Below are 21,233 nucleotides of genomic sequence, written 5' to 3'. Positions count from 1 at the left end.
CAGTCGGGGCGTGCCGCAGCGCAATTCGCTACCCGTGGTCGAAACAGGCCGTCTTGCCAGAAATCAGAACTTCGGCGGCTCTTTCGGAGGCGTGTACTTCGGCCCGTTACCCATGAAAAGACGGCGCCGTGCTTCGGACGCCGCGTCGCATTCGGCAGCGTTCATCGTCGTGTCGTCGTTCGCACACTGCCGTTCCACTTGGTGCAGTCGGTCGGGATGCGCCACCAGCGAGTCCACCGTATCGGTGGGCGTCGCTTTACCACACGCTGCCAACATGCACGCCGCCAGCAAGAGACTGGACTTGTTCACAGGACACCTCCTGCAACAGGCATTCGACGAGAAAGGGTTCCTCAAACCTTGTCACCCTGCGAACCCACGAATCCGGGCATAACCCGCTCAATGAAATGCCGCAGCGGTTCGGACGGCTCACGGTCGGGCCGCAGCAGATACGTCGTCAACATCACCGCGCGACCGGCCAATGGCCGGGCCACGACTTCGGGGTGGCGGAAATCCTCGATGTGGGTCGCATTGGTCAAACCGATGCCATAGCCCGCGGCCACCAACGCCAGCAGCATGTCGTGCGTGGTCACCCGATCAGCCACGATCGGTTCCGCGTCCAGTCTGCGCAACACCCGCTCGATCTGCCGTGCGCAACCCTCGCATGCCTCCGGATGGCACAACACCAGCGGATAGCGCAGCATTTCCTCCAACGGAATACGCTTGTATGCGAGCAACGGGTGCCGTGCCGGCACCGCCGCCGCCAGAGGGTCGCGCCATACGGGTTCGGCCACAAGCCCCTCCCCTACCGCGTCGGATTGCGCAAACCCAACGTCGTACAGGTCGGTGCGCAGCCCTTTGAGTTGCCGTGCCAGAGGCGTCTGGAACAGACGGATTTCCACTTCGGGGTCTTCGGCCCGACACTGCGCCAGCAAGGCCGCCAACCGCGATGGCACGATGCTGTCGGAGACAGCCACGCGCAGCACCCCTCGGTAGCCATTGGCTGCCGCCTTTACGTTGACCTTGGCTTGGTCAAGCGCTGCGCGCACACGGCGCACATCTTCCAGAAAGACCTGGCCCGCCCAGGTGAGCCGGGTGCTGCGGGTGGTGCGCTCGAACAACTGCACACCCAGATCGGACTCCAGCTCCTTGATCGCCCGCGACAACGGCGATTGCTCGATATGCAACCGCTCCGCAGCCCGAGCGAAATGGAGCTCCTCAGCCACGGCCACAAACGCACGTAGATGGCGGAATTCCATGCCTCAACGTCCTTGGGCGCTGCACCGGCGCACCGTTAAACTCCGAACCCGTAGCTCCACAAGCACGTGTACAGGCTTCCACGCACAACCAGCTCGAAGCGCGTGCAGATCATGAAACCCTCTGCTTGACGGATGCCTGCTCCAGCCAGCGCTCGGCGTCCAGCGCGGCCATGCAGCCGAAGCCGGCCGAGGTGATCGCCTGGCGGTAGACATGGTCGGCCACGTCGCCGGCGGCGAACACGCCGGGCACCGAGGTCATGGTGGCCATGCCGCTCTGGCCGCTCTTGATCTTCAGGTAGCCGTCGTGCATCTCCAACTGGCCGGCGAAGATGCCGGTGTTGGGCGTGTGGCCGATCGCGACGAAGAAGCCGGTGGCGGCGATGTCGCGGGTGGCGCCGGTGTTGACGTCCTTCACGCGCACGCCGGTGACGCCGGAGTCATCGCCCAGCACCTCGTCCACGGTGTGGTTCCACACCAGTTCGATCTTGCCGGCGGCGGCCTTCTCGAACAGCTTGTCCTGCATGATCTTCTCGGCGCGCAGCTTGTCGCGGCGATGCACCAGGTAGACCTTGCTGGCGATGTTGGAGAGGTACAGCGCCTCTTCCACCGCGGTGTTGCCGCCGCCGATCACCACCACCTCCTGCTCGCGGAAGAAGAAGCCGTCGCAGGTGGCGCAGGCGGACACGCCCTTGCCCTTGAACTTCTCCTCGCTGGCGATGCCGAGGTACTTCGCGGTGGCACCGGTGGCGATGATCAGCGCGTCGGCGGTGTATTCGCCGGAGTCGCCGGTGAGGCGGAACGGGCGCTTGGCGAGGTCCACCGTGTGGATGTGGTCGAAGATCATCTCGGTGTGGAAGCGCTCCGCGTGCTCGGCCATGCGCTGCATCAGCGCCGGGCCCTGCAGGCCTTCCACGTCGCCCGGCCAGTTGTCCACGCCGGTGGTGGTCATCAGCTGCCCGCCCTGCTGCAGGCCGGTGATCATGGTCGGCTTGAGGTTGGCGCGCGCGGCGTACACCGCGGCGGTGTAGCCGGCGGGGCCGGAGCCGAGGATGACAAGACGTCGGTGCTTCCCTGTTTCCATGCTTTGACGACCTTATGCTGCTCTTTTAGGAGGTGAGAAGTTCAATGCCGGAGCTCACGACGCTTCCGAGGCGTCGATGAGGAATTGCGAGAGCAGAGACACCGGTCGCCCCGTACCTCCTTTGTGGGGACCACTCTTCCATGCAGTACCCGCAATATCGAAATGCGCCCACTTGCCTTTGACGAACCGCGCAAGGAAGCAGGCCGCCGTAACGCTCCCTGCTGGTCGACCACCAATGTTGGCGACATCGGCAACAGACGACTTGAGTTGCTCCTGATAATCATCGTCCAGCGGCATTCTCCAAGCGGTATCGCACACCTTCGATCCAGCCGCGAGCAGGCTGCTGGCCAGAACATCATCGTTGGCATACAGGCCACTGTGGACCTTCCCGAGGGCGACCACGCAAGCCCCGGTCAATGTCGCAATGTCGATGGTCATCGCAGGGGAAAAGCGTTGCTGAACGTAGGTAAGCGCATCGCACAGGATCAGCCGACCCTCGGCATCCGTATTGAGCACCTCGATGGTCTTGCCCGAAAGGCTGCGAATCACGTCCCCCGGCTTGAGCGCAGCGCCGCTTGGCATGTTTTCGCAAGCGACGATGACGCCGACCACATTGATCGGAAGCTTCAACTCCGCGCATGTGCGCAGGACACCGAATACGCTGGCTGCACCGCACATGTCGTACTTCATCTCGTCCATGGCTTCCGACGGTTTGATGGAGATGCCCCCCGAGTCGAACGTCACCCCCTTCCCCACCAACGCTATGGGTGCGGACGCGTCCCGGCCACCCCGATAGTTCATGACAATCAATCGAGGGGGCTCCGCGGAGCCTCGGGAAACCGCCAGAAAGGACTCCATGCCCAGTGCATTGATCTCGTCGTGACCAAGAACCTCGACTTCAAGCGCCAGATCCCGCGCCAATGCTTCCGCTGCGTTGCCAAGGTACGCAGGCGTGCAAACATTGGCGGGCGCGTTGCCAAGGTCCCGCGCGAGATCCACCCCGTTGGCCATGGCGACGGCCTGCATCACGCGACCCCGGGTCGATTCGTCATCGGCTGCCGAAAAAAGGCAGACGGTACGCTCCAAAGGTTCTTCTTCCACTTGCCGATAACTGTCGCATCGGTAATGGGCATCTCGCAGTGCCAGCACCGATAACGCCAGCAACTCAGACGAGTCGCCCAACGCCCATCCGATCGACCTCGCCCGGCTGGTCTCGATGGCAACAGCCGCTGCGCGGGCCCCCTTCAGGAGTTTGGCGGGGATGCTTGATTCGCCATCCTGAATGCCCACCAGCAGGAGCCGCCGGGCGGAAAGACCACCCACAGCATGCAGAAACAATGTCTGTCCCGCCTTGCGGGGTAGTTCGCGCTCGTCACGAAGTCGTGTAAGCAACCCGCCGCTGACCCGGTCGATCAACGTAAGCACCGTCGCCCACCGGCTATCCGCCCCAACGCCGACTCCCACGACCAGGCAGTCGCACTGATACTGGAGGAGGAGTTCATCCGACGGCATGCGTTGCAATTCGATCTTCAGGGGATGGCTCATGGTGTATTTCACGTGTGGTTTGAAAAAAAGCCGGGGCCACCGCCAACCGGCTTGGGGAAATTGGCTGAGGCCGCTAATGCATGCTGGTCCGCACAAGGGAATCCATCTCAATCCAGCGTGCCTTCGGAAAAGATCTCGTCCTTGTGGATTGTCTGAACGACCCGCAAGGCCAAACGCATGGCCGACAGCTGGGTTTCCAGGGACATCGCCGGAGCCTTGAGATAGCGCATGACCTGCTCGGGCAAGTAGGGGAGATGGATGAACCCTGCGCGCTTCAAGCTCTCGCGGCGACCCGCCTCATGCATCAATCCGTAGAAAACGTGGTTGCAGACATAGGTGCCGGCGCTGTGTGAAACCGAAACTGGAATGTGTACCTTGCGTAGGGCTGACGCCATCGCCTTGATCGGCAGACCGCTGAAGTAGCCCGTTGGTCCGCCATGGACGACAGGAACATCGACCGGCTGCTGACCCGCGTTGTCGACCATGCAGGCATCGTCCAGGTTGATAGCCACTCGTTCCAGCCGGACGCAGGGACTGCCACCCGCCTGGCCCAACGCTACCGCGGTCTGTGGCCGAAGCGAATCCAGCCGTTCCTCGAGTACGCGCAAGGCGCGCTCGAACACACACGGCAACTGCATCGCGATCACACGGCTACCATCCTCCGCCAGCGTGCCATGCAATCGTCGCGCCACTTCCCATGAGGCATTCAAGGTCTCGCCCGCAAAAGGTTCGAAGCCTGTAAGCAGGATCGTCTTCATCGTATTGGAGGCCTTCGTTTAGATGCCCGCTGTGCTTTCATCCCCGCCACGCCATAGCGTGGCAGCGGCAGGCATCCGCTCCAGTTACCCCTCCTCCGCCACATCGAGCACGCTCACCTCGCCAAGGCGTAATGAACGCACCGGCGTCTCGATCTTCGACAGATCGCCCTCGATGAGCCACGTGAAAGCCTCGGATGAAAACAGTTCCCCTGCGGCTGCCGCCACCTGCGCCACGGTGAGCCCCTCCAAACGCTGGCTCAAAGCCAAGGCATAGTCGTCCGGTCGCCCGTATAGCTTGTTGGTGCACAAGGTCTGGAGCACCGCTGCGCTTGACTCGTAGCTCCCCGGGAGCATGCGCAGGCCCTGCATCTTGACCTTGTCGATCTCATCCTGGGTTGGCGGCCGATCGCTGGCGATCGCTTCCATCTCGCGCAGCATCTCGCGCATCGATTCTGCCGTCTTGTCCGTTTGTACCGGAGCGGAAACTGTCAGAAGACGCTGCCCGATGGCGTCCCCTAGGTTGCTTCGTGCACCGTAGGACCAACGCTTATCTTCGCGCAGGTTCATGTTCAAGCGCGAAGTGAAAGTGCCTCCGAATGTCGTATTCGCCAGTCGCATCGCCGTGTACCCTGGCGACGAAGTCGGCGGTGCGACATTGACGGCGCTAATGTGCGATTGCAGGGCATCAGGTCGATGCACCAGAAGAACGCGTGGCGCAATGCGGTCTTGCACATAGGCAAGATTCTTGTGGGGCCTCGGCACTTCCGGTGCAATCCAGTCGCCGAACACCGTGTCGAGCAGAGTCAGAAGCGCATCCAGTCGAGTATCGCCAACTACCAGGATGGTCGCATTGTCCGGCCGGATCCATACACGGTGAAAAGCATGCAGGTCATCGGTAGTTAGCGCATTGACCGAGGCACCCGTGCCGATACCCGAGAAAGGTATCCCGTACGCGTGATCCTTGCCGTACAGCAGCGGCGGCAACACACGCCCGCCGAAACTGCCAGGCTGGCTACGCTCGCGCTGAATGGCTGCCAGTGCTAGTGCCCGCTGGCGTTCGAAGTCGGCTTCCCGGAACGCCGGGTGGCGAACCATATCGGCCAAAAGCTCCAGCGCACCAACCAGGCTGGAGCTCAATGCATTGACGCCGACGTTGCTGGTGTCCAGTCCCATGGAAACGCCGAGCTGCGCGCCCAGGCGCTGCTGTTGTTTGGCGATCTGCACCGAATCCAGACTCAGGGTGCCCTGATCGAGCATGGAACCAGTCATCCTCGAGAGGCCGAGCTGGTGCCTACGGTCTGCAGCGAATCCGGCATCGAACTGCAATTGCACCTGGACCATCGGAATCGCATGGCGCTCAGCCAGCACCACCTCAATGCCGTTCTTCAAACGACCACGCTGAACGGCTGGAAAGGTCAGCTCCGGGAACCTCTCGACTGAAGGCACACCCGCACTACGGTCGACCTTGCTTTCAGCCCTCGCGAATTCACGCACCGGTACGATGACGGCAGCAGGTTTGTCGGGAACGGCCGGCAAACCTTGGTCCGCCGTCGAGTCGGTCGTCGCCTGATCGGCAATGGCCGGCACCACGGTCAACGTATAGTCGCCCTGTGCAATCCATTGTCTAGCTGCAGCGAGGACCGATACCGTCGTCGCCGCGTCACGACGCGCAAGGTCGATCCGATAGGCAGCCGGATCGCCGCGGTAAAGCTCGCCCTGCGCGAGAATCGCGGCCTTGCCGCCGAAACCACCCACCTTTTCCGTCTGGCTGACAAAGCTTAGGTGCAGCACTGCCTTGGCACGAGCCAGTTCGTCCTCGGTCGGACCATCCTTGAGGAAAATCGACCACTCCTCCGCGATGGCCGCCTCGACAAGTGCAGGATCGACACCCTGCCTGACACCCACTTCCAGCATGAACATGCTGACGAGGGCCAGCGACTGCACGCCAATGCTGACGCTGTCGGCCAACCCGTCGCGGTACACAAGACGCTGATACATGCGTGAGGTTGTGCCTCCGCCAAGCACCCACGCCGCCAGTTCCAGCAGCAAAACGTCCTTGTGACCCATCGGCGGTACGTTCCATTCCTTCACCATCCGTACCTGGGGAACATGGTCGGCCAACGTGCCACGGGTGGATACCTGTCGCGGCGCGATCCAAGACGCCGGGCGTATCACCGAGGGTCCGGACGAGATATGACCAAAATACCGTTCGGCTTTTTCCCTGGCCATTGCTGGCGTGATGTCGCCGGCCAGCACCAGAACCGTGTTCGCCGCACCGTAGTAGTCACGGAACCACTGCTTCACATCGTCGAGCGAGGCTGCCTCGAGATCAGCCATGGAACCAATGGTGGTGTGCTGATAGGGGTGGTTGGCCGGAAACGCGTGGAGCTGGATGTTCTCCATGCTCCGGCCATAAGGCTGGTTTTCGTTCTGGCGCTTCTCGTTCTGTACGACCCCACGTTGCGTATCGAGCTCCTGCTGACCGATTGCGTCGAGCAAATGGCCCATGCGATCGGACTCCATCCATAGCGCCACGTCCAGGGCGGTACTCGGCACCGTCTCGAAGTAGTTGGTCCGGTCGAACCAGGTGGTGCCGTTCTGGTCCGTGGCGCCAATAAGCTCGAATGGCCTGAAGTACGAGCTCCTGTGGTGTTCGGAACCCGAGAACATCAGGTGCTCGAACAGATGCGCGAAACCGGTCTTCCCGGGCGGCTCGTTCGCCGAACCGACGTGGTACCACATCGATACCGCCACTACTGGCGACTTGTGATCTTCGTGCACGATCACGGTGAGGCCGTTATCGAGATGGAACTTCGAGAAATCGATCACGGGTATGTCCACTGTCATGCCCCCTGCTGCAGTGTCTTCGCAAGAGCCTGCATCAGCCCTTGGTGCCAGTGTTTGCCCAAGGTGTGCTGAAGCAGTTCCAACTGTGCGATGTCGGTGGGTCGAGCGTCCTTCAACATTGCGAAGAACGCCTTCGTCTCTTCCCAGGCGAAAATCGCTTCCCTACCAGCGTCGGGCTCGGACTCCTTCTTCTTCTGGTATGTCGTCGCGATTGCCTCGCGCTCCGCCCAGGCTGCTGCGGAATACCCATGCCTGACGGCTATCTCACGTAGCGAGGAAAAAAGCGTGTTGAGACCTTCTCTCGCAACGAAAGGCAGTTCATCCGAAGGCCAACTCGTCGCCTCGGCACATGTGGCCACTCCCCAGGAAACGGCGTCTTCCTGGTAACTGGGGCGTGCCTTGCCTGCCGCCTCGCGCGCCGCCTTCCACTCCGCAGCCGATGGCACATCTCCCTTGGCCATGCGCCCATGTAGCACGGCTACATCGCGTACAGATGCCTTGATACTGTCCGAGCTCGTCGCGCCGAACGGCAATGACGGGGAACCCTCGACCAGGTCAAGCAACAACCAATGCAGAAAATAAGAGGTCGTGTGCCTAAGATCGACGCCGGGGGGGATGCCTTCAAACCATTCCAGGGGATAGTCACGCATCGCCCCTCGAAGCGTATAGCTCAGGCTGCCGAGCGGATCCGCCGACACCTGCATGGGGAAGACGTGTATGAAATCCTCCAGAATGGCCGCGCTCGCGGGAATGCCGATAGCCGCTTCATACTGCTCCATGCTGGTGCCGTGTAAGGCCGCACCAATCAACGTGTATTGCTCCCTTTCCGTCTCACAGATGGGCGCCGTCGGCGGGAATTGGCCTCGCACCTGGATCTGTCCGGCCTCAATGTGCTTACGCACCTGATCGATCACCTTCCGCTTGAGCTCGCCATCACCGTGAAATGCGCGCAAGGATTTCACCGGGGCCAATGGCTTCCCGCTCGTCTGCGCAGTGACATGTTGGTCGAGAAGGTCGACCAGTGCTGACCTGCTCTGCGCGCCAAGCGTCTGTGCGACGACTTCGCCCGCTTTCAGCAACAGCAGCGCAGGCACGCTACGCACCCCGAAGCGCTTGGCGAGCGCCTGGTTCCCGTCGATGTCGATCTTGGCGAACTTGACGCGACCCTGATACATCTGCGCCAGCTCGTCGAACCGGGGCGTAAGCTGCTTGCAGGGGCCGCACCAGGGTGCCCAGAAATCGACGAACACAGGCAATTCGGCTTGCTCGATTTCGTCAGCAAAGGTGGCTTCTGTGACATCAACAGCGTGCTCGCTCATTGGCTCTCTCTCGGTTCGTTTCGTACGCGTACCAGCCTTGTCGCAGCTTCGATACGCACAAGCTCTCGTTGCGTGGGATCAGCTGGTTCACATCGCATCCTCGACATGGCAACCGCTTCCCATTCACGTCTTCACGGCGATGACAACCCGCTAATGCACTGATTGCAATTCGTGCATTTCATGGCATCACCCGTGCCATTGCCCGGCTTCGGGTACCGACTCCAGACCCGTTGTGCTACCCGATGCCGCCGTCACCAACTCCTTCGCCGGCATCAAGCGGTAGCGCCCTCCCGGATAAAGACACAACGCTCGGTCGTGGAAATGCAGCAGCGTTTCGCGGTGCCCTACGCTGACGTAGGTTGTCCCGGCTTTCCTGAGCTGCGCGTACACCGCGGCCTCGGTGGCAACGTCCATGGCGCTGGTGGCTTCGTCGAGGAAGATGTACTTCGCCCCGGATATCAGTACCCTCGCAAAGGCGATACGCTGCTGCTCGCCGAGCGAAAGCACCTTGGCCCAATCGCGCACCGCATCCAGGCCACCATGCTTTTCCAGCAGATGCGGCAAAAAGACCTGTTCGAGGATGCCTTGCAACTCTGGGTCCGAAAGATCCTTGCCCTTGCGGACTCGCGGGTAGAGCAACTGAGAGCGCAGATTGGAAAGGATCATGTACGGCCGCTGCGGCAAGAACATGCTGTCCTCGCGGGGCGGCATGACCATCGAGCCCGTGCCGCGTTGCCATAGACCAGCCATCGCACGGAGCAAGGAGCTTTTCCCGACCCCGGTCTGGCCGACGATGATCAGGTTCTCACCCGGATGTAGCGTGAAGTCGAGCTCGTGGGCGAGCAGTTGCTCGCCGCCTGGCGTTTCCAGATCCACGTTGTCTATGACGAGAAAGGGGCCTTCCGTAACCGCGATTCGCGGCGCATCGCTCTTCGCGCGTTCCGCATCCATGGCATCGAAGCGTTCGAGGATCTGCGCCAGACGCACCGCACCAGGTGCCATCTGGGTCAGCATGGGGATGAAGCTGCTCAATGTTGTCAGGGCCGAGAGCATGGTGCCCGCGGCGGTTGTCGCCATGGCGATAGCGCCGAACTCGATCTTGCCAGCAAAGAACAACGGAGCGATCAAGAAGAACGGCGCTATCTGCCAGATGACCTGCATGCCCTGGGTGGCTCCCGTAAGCTTCATCGTATAGATCAGCACGGCCATCCTGGTGCGGGTGACCGCCTTCAGGCGCTCCCAGATCTGCGTGTGTTCGCTGTCCTCGCCACGATAGAACGCAACCGTTTCAGCGTTTTCGCGTACATGCAGGATGCCGTGGCGCAAGTCCGCTTCGGCCACGGTATTGTCGAACTGCAGCCGGATCATCGGCGTGTACATCACCAGCGTGACGACGGTCTGCAGTACGGCGTAACCGATCACGTACAACGTCATCGTCGTGCTGATCGACGAAATGATCACCCCTCCGCTGATCAGCATCAGTGTCTGGCTTAGGAGCTGGCGCGGAATCTGGATGACCGCCTCGACGAAGGGCAGGACCTGTTCCTGGATGCGTTGGTCGGGGTTGTCCAGATCCTCACGCAAAGCGATGTCGTAATACGTCTTCTTATCCAGATATCGCTTGACCATGTAGTCGGTCAGCCACTGGCGCCAGTCCACGCTGAGCCAGGTGGAAAGAAACAACATGGCCATGACGATGACCACCGACAACGCCCCCACGCCCGTCGTGGACCAGAACAAGACGGCATAACCCGCGTGCTCCTTGGCGACGATTGCGTTGGTCATGTCCTTCGTGAGTATCGCTATCCAGACGGCGATGCCGCTCTGGACGGGAACCAGCACCAATAGGCCGATCATGCTCAAGCGTGCTAGTCGGTTCTCCTTGGCAACCCAGTACGGCCGGGCCAACCTCCAGAGGCGTGCGAACAGCTGGCGCGACACCTTGTAATCTGCCGGATCCGAATGAAGGGTACGTGCGTCCATCTAGACTCTGATTAGGGTGAATGACATGAGACGCTCAACGTCTTATCTGCATCGATGTCTACGATCAGGAAGCTGGCTTTTTGGCATAAAGGTTGCCGTCACCAAACGCCGGAGCACGTGCGATGTGTCAATGCGGCGCTCATGTCATAGACGCCGCAGCTGGAAAATCCGGACATTCGTTTTGACGAAAGCGCAACAAGACGGCCAGCAAATTGCACAGGTCGCCCTGGGCCGTCCTTGGAACAGCCCAGTGCGGGTTGCCAAATCGCTTTCATTGCCCGAGTTGCACTGGTGTGAAGTGGCGCACCTTAGTTCCGTAGCCACAAGAAAGTGGCTACGAGACCGGATCACACCGATAGGTCACAGCTGCCCCTTGATCGTCAGCATGAAGCTGCGCGGCGTGCCATACCAGTTGTACCCGTAGATTTCCCCGGTCGTCTGGTAATAGGTTCGATCAAACAGGTTGTCGATATTCAATGCCATCGACCAATGCCTGTTGATCTGATAGCCGGCACGCAGGGTAGCTACCGTGTAGAACCCCTGCCGGATGGCGTAGGGAGCGAAGGTCCCCAGACAGTTGCCTGACGCATCGTAGGTTGGACAGGCCTCACCGGTAGCGTAGCTTGAGGTCTGCGCGCGCAACCCGCCACCGATGCTCCAGCGATTGTCCATGCCCGGCAGTCGATAATCGGTCCAGACCTTGAACATATGCTTCGGCGTGATTGAGCTCAGTACACCTTGCGTAACCCCCGGCGCATTGGCCAGGTTGGCATTTTCCCTGTTGACATCGAAGGTATATCCAGCGCTTATTTGCCAATTTGGCGTCAAGCGACCACTAAGTTCGGCTTCAACACCTTTGCTGGTATTGTCTCCATCGACAAAGCAGCAATTCGGGTTATTGTAATTTCCACCCGGGTTGAAATATGTCGGATTGTTGCGCTGATCGATCCTGAAAAGGGCGATGGAGCCGTTGAGCAGCCCTCCATACCAGGCACCCTTCGCACCCACTTCGATATTGACACCACGAACGGGAGGAACAAGTCCACCAGAAGCCGTCAACTGACCACTGTTTGGCTTGTAAATATCAGCGTAACTGGCATAGAGCGAATAATCTTTACTGATATCGTAGGTCAGACCCGCATAAGGGGTAATCACACCGGTGGAGACATTCCTGATTGGTGCCCCCGAAAACCCGAAGCTACCGAGTGGCGGCCCGTAGTCAAGGTTTTCCGAGAATTGCGTTTCGCTTCGGTAGTAACTGTCGCGCGCCCCGATGACAGCCGACCAGCCGTCCAGAAAGCGCAGGCGAAGCGCAGCATATCCGCCAATTTGCTTGGTATAGGCGTAATTGTATTCATCAATTACTGGAGTGAGGAGTCCCGGTGGAGCTGCCGTATATGCCGAAGGATCGAAGGACCATGGGTTCAGCGGAGGACCTGCAAGTTCACTATCCTGTTGAGGTAATGAGTAGGCTTGTCTCGTGTAGTCCATACCTGCGATAACGTCCTGACGATGACCGCCCACCTCAAAAGATCCAGTCAAGGTCGCGTCCCCAGTGACCGCCAGGTTTGATTCGGACGCGACACCCTGGCCTAGGACACCTGGAATAGTATTCGTAACCGGATTGATGCCAGAGGAAGACGACGCCCCAATTCTGGAACGGCTGTCCTGGTCGATCATGGTCGACTCGACCTTCAGCTTCCAGTCGTCGTTGAATCGCTGCTCCAACTGCACGAAGGCTTCACTGTTGTGCGCGGTGCTCCGATTCCACGGGAAAGCCAGCGCAGTGGAGCGCGGCAGATGCGGGTCGGCGCCATCGATATAACGTGGCAGCCCTACGTCGAATGGCACAGCGTTGACCTGCTCGAGGGAGCCTCCGACGGTCAACATCGTCGTGGACGTCAGGTCGTACTGCAGGATGCCATAGAGCTTGTGCTGCTTGCGGCTCGCTATGTCGTAGAAATAATCCTGGTCCGTATTCGATGCCACGATGCGTCCGCGCAACGCCCCGTCGAACCCCAGTGAGCCCGTGGCGTCGAACATTTCCCGGTAATAGTTGTACGAACCTATCGTAACGGTGGCACTGACTTCGTCATTGGCCTGCGGTTGCTTGCGTTGCAGACTGATCGTAGCGCCGGGATTGCCTGCTCCACCGAAAAGGGCATCCGAACCGCGCAATATCTCGATGTGGTCATACTCGGAAAGATCGTCGAGCGGCGAGCCGGCTGCAGTCGTGGTGTTTGGGCTCAGCGTGATGGGGCCACCACCATCCACGTGGACTTCGTCGACGCCGAAACCTCTTGCAGAAAAGGTCGTATTCGCGGAAGTGCCGTTCTGCTGAACGGTTATACCGGTCGCCCAATCAAGTGCATCAGCCAATCCATAGGCATTCTGCTGCTGCAGCGTTTCTTGTGAGATCACCGAGACCGATTGCGGGATTTCCTTCAATGCGGTCGCTACGCGTGTCGCCGCCAGGCCCTCGACCGTGGCTTGAACCAAGACGTCGGGGAGCTCCTGGACGCCTTCGCCGGCCGATGCAGCACCGGGCAGAATGATCACCACGCCTGATGGCGCGATCACCGCATGCAGACCGGTCCCCAAAAGCGCCCGCTGCAGTGCGTCGATCGCCGTAAAGCGGCCGATGACGACATCAGCTTTTTTTTTAGAAACCAGATCCGCGCCGAAATCGATCCGCTGCCCGGTGGTGCGTGCAATCGCACGCAACGTGTCTGCCAGGTTCTGCGGATGGATATTGAAATCAAAGCCCTGTCCCTGCGTCGCCGCCGAAGGCGCCTTGCCAGTGGCGTCGCCCATCTCCACTAGAAACGAACCGCCTTGCGTTGTCCGCAAGACCAGCCCGGAACCTGCTAGCAGATGATCCAGCGCTTGCCGCACGGAATAGCTGCCCTTTAGTGCGGGGGCATTATGACCTCGCACCGTGGCTGGCTCGAACGTGACATTGACGCCACCCTGGCTACCGACGGCGCGAAGCGCGTCGGCCAGCGACTGCGCTGGCAGGTTGAAGTTGTAACTGGCCTGCGCGTACACAGCTGGCACCGCCCCCAGGGCCAGCAACACCGCGGTCGCCACAACGTTACGACGTGCAAAAAACATAGCATCCCCTCCGATCACTATGTCCCGTCGACGACGGGCTCTTTAGCAGGAGACGAAGGGTCGACACGATCCGGACATGTAGCCGTCATCTTTTTTGCACACGCCTCAACAGGATCCTCAGGAGGTGCTACTGGGTGATCACGACGCCTTGACCAGAGCGCATGACATTCAGGTTGTGCAACCGGGCAATGGCATTGGCGGCCTCGACCGGGTCACGGGTGACGAACACACCCGACACGCGCAGCTGTGCCAAGGCTGGGTTGCCCAGAAAGACATGGGTGTTGCCATAACGGTTGAGTTCCGACACGACCTTTCCCAAGGTGGCGTCATCGAATATCAGCTCGCCTCGTTGCCACGCGGTTATTTCTTCAAGGTTGGGGCGGTCGACTGTCTGTTCACCACCAGGACGCAAGATCACTCGCTCACCAGGGGACAGTACCGTTTCGCCGTGTTGCGTGTCAGCCTGCCCAGAGGCGGCTGGGCCCACCTTGACCTTCCCATCGATGAGGGTCACCTCGAAAACATGAGGATCGTTTCGCACGTCGAAGGTCGTACCCAACGCGGATATCGCCCTGTCGCCGGCTTGCACGATGAACGGTCGCCGGGAATCCTCTGTGTCATCGAATATCGCCTCGCCGCGATCGAGCAGAATGCGGCGCTCGGTCTTGCTGTAGGCCACCGTGAGCCGGGTATCCGTGTTGAGCGTAATACGCGTTCCGTCGTCCAGTGTCACCGTCTGCTGGCCGCCAACCGCGGTTTGGTACACCGGGTTGCGCAATGCATAGAACGTGATACCGCCCCCCACCAAAGCCAGCAGCAGGCATGCCGCCACAGCCGCCAACATGCGCCGTCGCGGGCGCGTCCTGGCCAGAGCTGGGACCGTGGCTAATTGAGCGGCGCCAGGAATGATGTCCCAAGTCTCGGTGACCCGCGCAAAGGCACGCGCATGCGTGACGTCCTCCGCCAACCAAGCCCTGAAGGCGGCATCGGCCGCCGCGGTGCGCGAAGGGCTCTGCAACCGAACCAGCCACGCCGATGCTTCGGCCAGCACCAAATCTTCGAAGATTTCATGATTCGTGCGCATCACTGCTCGTCCATCCACTTCGTGAGGAACAACACCGCCCTGGCGACGCGCTTTTCGACCGCGGCTACCGACATGTTCTCGCGTTCCGCAATCTGGGGAAACGTCAGCCCGTCCAGCCTCTGCGCCAGAAGACAGCGCCGAGTCACCGGATCGAGCCGCGCCATGCCTGTCTTGGTACGACGCAAACGCTCCTGTAGAAGCAGTTGCTCTTCCGGCTGCGGCGCTGCGTCAACGATCGTATCGAGGTCGAACTCGGTGGCCTGGGCAGGTGTGCGTCCCCGACGCCTTGCAGCGTCGCGACCGATATTCACCGCGGTCGTGACCAGGAAAGCTTCCTGCGAGCGCAGCTCCTGCCGGCGCGTATAGGATTCCAGACGCGCAAACGCCTCTTGCACGATATCGTCGGCATCCTGTGGTGCTACGCCCTGTCGCAAAATGACAGCGCGGACCTTACGAAACATCTGTAGAACGTCGCCCATGCGGCTACCCTGAGTGAGCCGGCCTCTTTATCCGTCATGGATGTAGACGTTTCCACCATACCATCCGGACACCCTAATTGTGCGACGCATCACAAAATGCTGCGGCGTTCAGCTTGGCCCGGGCGAGTACTTCGAAGGAGAGCGCCCATACAAGTCGAGCGTCTATAAATGGCAGCGCAATTTGGCTCCGACCCTAGCCATCGGTCGATCGCGTCAGGCTCTCCCAGGTATCGATAGCCGCCGACATGGTCGCGAGCTTTTCGCGTACGAGAGAAAGCGCATCGCTGCCGAGCAAGAGATGCGCGGGCGGGATCGGCAGGCCGATCAGAGTCAGGATGGCCCTGGCCGCCTTCGCGGGATCCCCGAGCTGCTTGCCACTCTTCTCGCACCGAGCCTGACGGATGGGGTTGAACATATCGTCATAATCGGCAATGCGTCTCGGCGATCGTTGCATCGACCGCCCCGCCCAATCCGTCCTGAAGCTGCCCGGGGCGACGGCGGTCACATACACCCCGAACGGCCGCAATTCCTCGCCAAGCACCTCGCTGATGCCCTCGAGCGCGAACTTGCTACCGCAGTAGTAAGCGATGCCCGGCATCGTGATGAAGCCGCCCATCGAAGTGATGTTGACTATGTGTCCGCAGCGGCGCTCGCGAAAGCGTGGCACGAACGCCTGGGTGACCGCCACGGCGCCGAACACGTTGACTTCGAACTGGCGTCGCATCTCGTCGAGGGGGGATTCCTCGAAGATGCCCTCGTGGCCGTATCCCGCGTTGTTCACGAGCACATCGACGGGTCCAGCGCGAGATTCCGCGTTGGCAACGACGCCCGGGATCGCGTCAATGTCGGTCACGTCCAACATGACGGCCTGCGCTCGTCCGTCGCTCAGGGCCTCGAAGGTGCGGCGCGCCTCGTCGGTGCGAACCGTACCGATCACCCGATGACCCACGGACAGGGCCTCGCGGGCAAGTGCAAGGCCGAAGCCGCTGCTGACGCCGGTGATGAAAATGGTCTTGGTGGTCATGGATGGACTCCTGGTCAGGTATGGAAGCGATCCTAGGTGCCCGGCGCCATGTGGCCCATAGCCCTCCGTGTGGCGTCATTGCCTGATCCTATGAGAGGCGCTTGCGGCGTAGCCTGGGAAGCCGGAGAGTGGAGGCATGGACACGCCTTCCCGCCGCCATATGATCGACCTGCTCCGGGAACTCGCGCCGACAGAGGGATACACGCTGACGCCGTTGCCGGACGTGCGCCTCCTCCGCTCTGATCGGCCGTTAAGCCGCACTCCCGTGCTCTACGAGCCCGGCGTCGTCGTCGTGGCTCAGGGACGCAAACGCGGCTTCCTGGGCGACAAGGTCTTCGTCTATGACGACCAGCATTATCTCGTGGTGTCCGTGCCCGTGCCTTTCATGATGGAGACCGATGCCTCGGCGGACGAGCCGTTGCTGGCGATCTACTTCCGTCTCGACCATGCCGCGGCCGCGGAAGTCTGCATGCAGATCGACAAACGGCACGGAGCACCGTCGGCGCCGCCTCGCGGACTGTATGCCTCGCCCATGGAGGACGCCCTCGCGGCATCGGTCCTGCGCCTGCTCGAAGCGCTGGCGAGTCCTCCGGATGACGAGGTGCTCGGCCCTGCGCTCGTGCGCGAGGTCTATTACCGGATACTGTCCGGCGCCCAGGGCGGTTCTTTGCGTGCGGCGCTGGCGCAGCAGGGCAAGTTCGGCATGGTGGCGCGCGCGATCCGCATCATCCACAGCCGCTACGCCGAGGCGCTCAGCGTGGACGAGCTTGCCAGCGAGGCGGCGATGAGCGCGCCCACCTTCCATGCACACTTCCGCGCGATGACGGGCACCTCGCCGATGCGCTACGTGCAATCGACGCGCCTGCATCAGGCACGCCTGCTCATGCTTCGCCGGCACGCCACGGCGGCAGCGGCGGCGGCCGCCGTGGGCTACGCAAGCGCGTCGCAGTTCAGCCGCGAATTCAAACAGCTCTTTGGGAGACCGCCGGTTGAAGAAGTCGAGCGGATGAAGCGGGACTTTGTCATGCCCGCGGCACAGGTACCGTCCGCCTACGTGTCATCGCACTGAATCGTCGCCCAAGATGGCAAGCGTCCAGCGCATTCGCCATGTGATGGGTCAGACACAAGATTCATCGCATTTCATGTACACGAAACACTTCTATTGCGCGAATGGATCATCCAGCACTGCGCAACAAACCCCACAATGAAAAACACGAGCAAGCCAAACAATGTGTGCAATACCACCGGAGATAGAGGCGTATTGGCCAGCGGGTGCGAGGGCGGCACTCGGGTCAGCGTTTCGTTCGTGCCGGGAACCAGCGTCAGAAAGAAACTGAAAGAGAGTCCGAACACGGATAGATACGGTCGAAGCCTTCCCAGAAAGGTCAATTTACTCACGAACGCACCACCGAAAGCGACAAGCAGAACCACGACTCCGAATGCATGTCCGGCATTTAGGCCACCTGTACTCGACACTCCGAAGGACGTGATTACCGACAGCACCAAGCCAATAAGATAGATCCTGCCGGAATGCACCGCCGTGTCGATCTTGCGATAACGGACAAAGCCGTAGATACCTGCAACAACGGGAACCAAGCTGACAACAGTATGGAATGCGCCCAAAGGCGTGATGGCATGCGTCATGGGAAACCTCTCTCAAAGCAATTGGCAAAAGGCCAGCACCGTGTCAGCGATGCCGAGGAAACAGGCCACGTCCGGATTTGCGATCTCCATTACACATGGCCATAACTATCTACTAGTTGGTAGATATGCGACTCAAAAAAAATCGGCCCTCATCCCTCCCAAGGCGACTCAAGCCGCCGAGGTCAATCTGCCAATTGAAAACTGGGCGAGCGCCCGAAAGTTTTCTGGATCACCGGTACCTCGCGCTGCCAGCATGGCCCCATGCACCGCTGCCATAAAAGCCTTGGCTTCGAGAGCTGGGCTACCTTGCAGATGGAGTTGCCCCTTGGCCTTGCCCTTTTTGAAGAGGGATGCAAGCCAGGCGGTCAAGTCTTGAAAGTGCCCACGGACCTCATCGGCAACCTCGCTGGGAATTGCAGGCAATTCGGCGGCCAGCATCGCGCAAATGCAAAACGAAGAAGTGCCTCCACGAATGCACGTGGCCCAATAATCCACATAGGCCTTGAGTTCCGCCAACGGATCCGCAAGCTCACGGTCGAGTGCCTCCATACCTCCCCTAGCCTCCTCGCGATACCGCGCAACGACGATCCGGACCAACTCTGCCTTGCTTGGGAAATGATGATGGATACTCGCCTTGCTGATATGCACTCGCGCAGAAATATCGGCATAGCTGAAGCTGTTGTAGCCGCCAGCTTCAAGCAACAACCTTGCATATGTGACGATCTCAGCCGCCTTCGGAGAAAGCGCTGCATTCATGACAAGGCTTCATCTGGCCAACAAGCGAAGTTAAGCACCACTATGCTCACTATGTAGCGTGCGATGCAGTGTAACCTACTAGTAGGTAGATTACATGTCAAGCATAACCGCGCGAAAGCAGACCGTCGTTCCGCGTAAGGAAGATGCCTTGTCCAGTGACATCAACGTCGAGCTCTATCCCTGCCTGCTGACATCCTGCTGATGTGGTTGTCACCAACGCATGCCGCCGCAACAGCTTCCGCCACTAAAGCTGGGGACCGCGTTGCCGCCCAACCTCCCATAACACCTTGCTACCACGAAACCTCGCGGCAAGCTGCTGCCCCAGACGCTGTTCGACCACCGGCTTCCATGGCACAAGGCTGAATCCCATGCCGTCGTCGAGCATAGCGTAGCGTCCACTAATAAGCATGACGCTGCGCCGGTAGATGCCTGCCGCGCGCTGCCCCTCGAGCAACGGGCGATGCTCCAGCCCGGTTTCGGCGGCAATGTTCTTTGCAACCTGCTCTAGCTCGCGCCCGCGCAGCGTCGCCAGCAAATTCCGCGGGAGAACGACGCGCTGTCCGTGCCGTTCGGCCAACCCCTGTTCGGCCAGGAAGTCGGCACGCTGGCGTAGCGCCTCCTTCACTTCACCGCCAAAACCCAAGTCGCCCAGACCCGTGCCGCCACCGATCAACTGCTGGTCGAGCCAGGTGGCACCGATCACGCGGGCCTGCCGTTTGATCGGCAGGTGCGATTTCAGCTCCACCGCCACGCCGCCGCCAAAACGCCGCGCATCGTACTGGCGGCCGTGCTCGGCCAGGTCGCTCGGCACACGCCAGACGCCTTCGGCCTCGCGCTCCACGATGCCGGCGCGGCGCAGGGCTTCGAGCCGGCGCACGTGCGCGGCGACTACCTCGCGCGGATCGCGGTCGGGATTGGCCTGACCATGGGCGACGGCCAAGTGATGATCGGTGCGGTACACGCCATCGACAGCCAGCGCGGCAATGTTTCGATCAGCGGCACGCACGTCGGCCGCGCCTTTCACCTCCACCACGGCGCCGGCCGGGTATTGCTCCAACTCCGACCGCGACGGCAGCGGGACATAGTGCGCCTTGCCGTCCGTACCATCGACGATCAGGTAGCCCTTGTCGTACAGCTCGTCGGCCAGCCCCTTGCCGGCCACCCGGCCGATGAGGGTGCGGCCATCGTCATTCGGCTCGAATACGGCCAGCTCGCGCGACTTGCCGCGCATGGCCCGCTGCAGGGCACGGAGGATGTCGCCGCGCTCGCCCATGGCCCGCAGGGTCGGCTCGGCGCTGGCGTGCATCATCCAGATGCCGGTCTGCGATTCGGTGGCCAGTCCCATGCGCTGCAAACACTGCAGGCGGCCGATCAGCACCTGCCGCTGGCGTTGCAGCCGTGACTCGGCGAAGCGCTCGGTATGCACCCGACCATGCTCGTCAGCCTCGCGCTGCAAGGTGCGGTCCAGGGTCGTCCACCGCTCCTGATCGACCTCGCGCTGCATGGCGTGCTGCATCTCCCGCTCGGTGCGTGGCCCCAGCCATTCGGTCGCCAGCTCCGACGCCCGCCGGCGCATCCCTGCGGCAATGTAGTCACGGGCGATGATGAGATCCTTGCCGGTGTCGTCCTTGCCGCGCAGGACGACGTGCGTGTGCGGGTTGTCGGTGTTCCAGTGATCCACCGCCACCCAGTCCAGCCGCGTACCCAGGTCGGACTCCATACGAGCCATCAGGTGCCGGGTATAGGTACGCAGGTCGTCGAGCGACTCGGCATCCTCGGCCGAAACGATGAAACGGAACTGATGCCGGTCGTCGACACTGCGCGCCTTGAACGCATCGAGGTCGGCTGGGTCCATCGTCGGTCCGTAGGCGTGCCCTGCGCCGCCCTGGCGATCGACGCCTTCGCGCTCGATGTAGCGCAGATGGGCATCGGTCGAGCGTCGTCCAGCCTGCTTCAGGTTGACCAGCCGCGCTTTGATGGTGACGCGTCGCGCACGGGCGTCGAGCAAGCGCCCGGCGAAGCGGGCCGCGACGTGGCCGCGGCCCAAGCGCGCGCCGGGCTGTTGGCCGGTTTTCCTGACGGCCTTACCGGCTTTCGCGCCGACCTTGCTGGTCTGGCGCAGTACCTGGTTGATGAAGGCGTCGCCACGCTGCTTCGGCACACCGTGCCGGACGCGGAAACGGTCGTCGTCGCGCTGGCTCATGCGACATCTCCCTCCAGGGCCGGCGCAATCCGGTCAACGAAGCACGTGGCTTCGCCAACGCCAATGCGGCATTGCGCACCATCACGGCACCCCGCCACACCCAGGCGTGTGCCACGCCACCCCCATGTGCAGACAGGCTC

General features: G+C 61.2%; 16 protein-coding genes. 1 reads left to right on the top strand and 15 read right to left on the bottom strand.

The genetic code is table 11. The features are described from left to right. Positions 1–63: 63 nt before the first annotated feature. From ABQJ54_RS00760 to ABQJ54_RS00705, 12 genes are all read right to left on the bottom strand, one after another. Entirely contained in the window at positions 64–309 is a 246-nt protein-coding gene (locus ABQJ54_RS00760) for an EexN family lipoprotein (protein ID WP_367852371.1), read from the bottom strand. A 41-nt stretch (positions 310–350) separates the two neighbouring features. Further along, positions 351–1,256 carry a LysR family transcriptional regulator gene (locus ABQJ54_RS00755; RefSeq protein ID WP_367852370.1) on the bottom strand — a complete coding sequence of 302 codons (906 nt, stop codon included), beginning with the start codon at positions 1,254–1,256 and terminating at the stop codon, positions 351–353. 109 nt (positions 1,257–1,365) lie between these two features. Continuing rightward, positions 1,366–2,337: a thioredoxin-disulfide reductase gene (gene trxB / locus ABQJ54_RS00750; RefSeq protein WP_367852369.1), complete on the bottom strand. Its 972-nt coding sequence runs from the start codon at positions 2,335–2,337 to the stop codon at positions 1,366–1,368. A 54-nt stretch (positions 2,338–2,391) separates the two neighbouring features. Beyond that, a complete protein-coding gene (locus tag ABQJ54_RS00745; protein WP_367852368.1) occupies positions 2,392–3,882 on the bottom strand; it encodes a leucyl aminopeptidase in 1,491 nt (496 codons plus the stop codon). Between the two features lie 107 nt (positions 3,883–3,989). Then, a complete protein-coding gene (pcp, locus tag ABQJ54_RS00740) occupies positions 3,990–4,640 on the bottom strand; it encodes a pyroglutamyl-peptidase I (protein ID WP_367852367.1) in 651 nt (216 codons plus the stop codon). A gap of 84 nt (positions 4,641–4,724) precedes the next feature. Beyond that, positions 4,725–7,538: a M16 family metallopeptidase gene (locus tag ABQJ54_RS00735; protein ID WP_437343318.1), complete on the bottom strand. Its 2,814-nt coding sequence runs from the start codon at positions 7,536–7,538 to the stop codon at positions 4,725–4,727. Beyond that, the gene (gene trxA / locus ABQJ54_RS00730; protein WP_367852365.1) at positions 7,484–8,806 is read right to left on the bottom strand and encodes a thioredoxin; all 1,323 of its coding nucleotides are present in this window, start codon (positions 8,804–8,806) and stop codon (positions 7,484–7,486) included. The genes ABQJ54_RS00735 and trxA overlap by 55 nt, the downstream gene beginning before the upstream one ends. A 186-nt stretch (positions 8,807–8,992) precedes the next feature. Next, positions 8,993–10,789 carry an ABC transporter ATP-binding protein/permease gene (locus ABQJ54_RS00725; protein WP_367852364.1) on the bottom strand — a complete coding sequence of 599 codons (1,797 nt, stop codon included), beginning with the start codon at positions 10,787–10,789 and terminating at the stop codon, positions 8,993–8,995. A gap of 360 nt (positions 10,790–11,149) precedes the next feature. Then, positions 11,150–13,903: a TonB-dependent siderophore receptor gene (locus tag ABQJ54_RS00720; RefSeq protein ID WP_367852363.1), complete on the bottom strand. Its 2,754-nt coding sequence runs from the start codon at positions 13,901–13,903 to the stop codon at positions 11,150–11,152. Positions 13,904–14,030: 127 nt separating this feature from the next. Then, positions 14,031–14,987 (bottom strand): FecR family protein, encoded by a 957-nt coding sequence (locus tag ABQJ54_RS00715; RefSeq protein WP_367852362.1) that lies wholly within the window; start codon positions 14,985–14,987, stop codon positions 14,031–14,033. Then, positions 14,987–15,466, bottom strand: a complete 480-nt coding sequence (locus ABQJ54_RS00710) for an RNA polymerase sigma factor (RefSeq protein WP_367852361.1) — start codon at positions 15,464–15,466, stop codon at positions 14,987–14,989. Before ABQJ54_RS00710 ends, ABQJ54_RS00715 begins: the two co-directional genes overlap by 1 nt. Positions 15,467–15,659: 193 nt before the next feature. Continuing rightward, positions 15,660–16,490, bottom strand: coding sequence for an oxidoreductase (locus ABQJ54_RS00705; protein ID WP_367852360.1), 831 nt, complete (start codon positions 16,488–16,490; stop codon positions 15,660–15,662). Between the two features lie 136 nt (positions 16,491–16,626). Between ABQJ54_RS00705 and ABQJ54_RS00700 the strand changes: the two genes are divergently transcribed. Next, positions 16,627–17,559 carry an AraC family transcriptional regulator gene (locus ABQJ54_RS00700; protein ID WP_367852359.1) on the top strand — a complete coding sequence of 311 codons (933 nt, stop codon included), beginning with the start codon at positions 16,627–16,629 and terminating at the stop codon, positions 17,557–17,559. A gap of 71 nt (positions 17,560–17,630) precedes the next feature. On the opposite strand, the gene ABQJ54_RS00695 is transcribed toward ABQJ54_RS00700, so the two are convergent. From ABQJ54_RS00695 to ABQJ54_RS00685, 3 genes are all read right to left on the bottom strand, one after another. Continuing rightward, the gene (locus ABQJ54_RS00695) at positions 17,631–18,134 is read right to left on the bottom strand and encodes a hypothetical protein (RefSeq protein ID WP_367852358.1); all 504 of its coding nucleotides are present in this window, start codon (positions 18,132–18,134) and stop codon (positions 17,631–17,633) included. A 168-nt stretch (positions 18,135–18,302) separates the two neighbouring features. Next, on the bottom strand, positions 18,303–18,890 hold the full coding sequence (locus tag ABQJ54_RS00690) for a TetR/AcrR family transcriptional regulator (protein WP_367852357.1): 588 nt from the start codon (positions 18,888–18,890) through the stop codon (positions 18,303–18,305). Between the two features lie 244 nt (positions 18,891–19,134). Beyond that, on the bottom strand, positions 19,135–21,093 hold the full coding sequence (locus tag ABQJ54_RS00685) for a DUF3363 domain-containing protein (RefSeq protein WP_367852356.1): 1,959 nt from the start codon (positions 21,091–21,093) through the stop codon (positions 19,135–19,137). Positions 21,094–21,233: the final 140 nt, after the last annotated feature.

The organism is Rhodanobacter lycopersici (assembly GCF_040812335.1).
Lineage (GTDB): Bacteria > Pseudomonadota > Gammaproteobacteria > Xanthomonadales > Rhodanobacteraceae > Rhodanobacter_A > Rhodanobacter_A lycopersici.
This window is presented reverse-complemented; position numbering and strand designations above follow the sequence as displayed.